The 1,088-nt window shown below is 67.2% G+C and carries 2 protein-coding genes; one reads left to right on the forward strand and one right to left on the reverse strand.

All coding sequences use genetic code 11. The features are described from left to right. Positions 1-650, forward strand: a 650-nt coding sequence (locus tag AC097L_RS25935) for an MFS transporter (RefSeq protein WP_479589563.1), incomplete at its 5' end; no start/stop codon positions are given. Positions 651-683: 33 nt separating this feature from the next. Here AC097L_RS25935 and AC097L_RS25940 read toward each other — a convergent pair. Then, the coding region (locus tag AC097L_RS25940) for a zinc-binding dehydrogenase (RefSeq protein WP_479589564.1) at positions 684-1,088 on the reverse strand (405 nt) is incomplete at its 5' end.

Genomic DNA, 1,088 nt, shown 5'->3' on the forward strand with positions numbered 1-1,088 from the left:
TGCCTGCGCGCACGGTGGCTACGGGTCTGCCCACGCCTTTGGCTGCGGCTGCCAGCACCGGCATGCCGTTTGCGCAAGCCCTGCGGGACCGCCGCTTCTGGGTCTGCAATATCGGCCTGGGGCTGGTGGTGTCTGCCATCTACGGCATGGCCACCAATACCGTGCCGCTGCTGCGCGACATCGGGCTAACGGCAGCCGAAGCCGGTGGCGTGTTCGGTGTCTTTGGCGTGGCGTTGATCGTGGGCCGCATCGGGGTGGGCACGTTGATCGACCGCCTGTGGGCTCCGGGTGTGGCCGCGATTGCGCTGGCCTTTCCTGCGGTGGGCTGCCTGCTGTTCCTCGCAGCTGATGCCAGCACCCCCGTGGCCCTGTTGTTGGTGGCCACGGCGCTGGTGGGTGTGGGTTCGGGGGCGGAATTCGATATTGCCGCCTACCTGGTGTCGCGCTACTTTGGCCTGCGCGACTACGGTCGGCTGTTTGGCCTGCACCTGTGTGTGGTGACGCTGGGCTCCACCGTGGCTCCGTTTGTGTTTGCAGGCTTGCTGCGCAGTACGGGCGGATATGCGGCGATGCTGGTGGTGTGCGCCGCGTGCTGCGTGGTCGGGCCGCTGCTGCTGCTGACCCTGGGGCGCTATCCGGCCAAGAGTTGAACCGTTGGCTCCTGGAGCCAACGGTTTATCGGTTTAGCGGATGCGCGCCGTAACCTTGGCGTGCGGGCCGCTCACCTGGGCAGCCCAGGCCTCGGCAGCCTGGTCGAAGGCAAAGTCCACATAGTCGACGATGATCTTCTGCTCGCGGGCAATCACCAGCAGGCGCTCCCAGATGGCACGGCGGTCGGCAGGCGGGCGCTGGCCGGTGCCGATGGTGGACAGCGTGCGAAACAGCAGGTCGCCCATGTCCAGCTGGATCTGCCGACCGGCACCGGTGCCGATGGTCATGATGCGGGCACCCCAACGCGTGGCTTTCAGCGAGGTCAGCAGCGGCTGGCCGCACACCAGGTCCAGCACCACGTCAAAGCCGCCATTCGATGCGTCCTTGAGCGCGGCCACGTCGTCGCTGCCGCCCATGCGCACCACCTCGTCGGCAAT

The sequence above is a fragment of the Rhodoferax sp. RT5P35 genome (genome assembly GCF_056521385.1).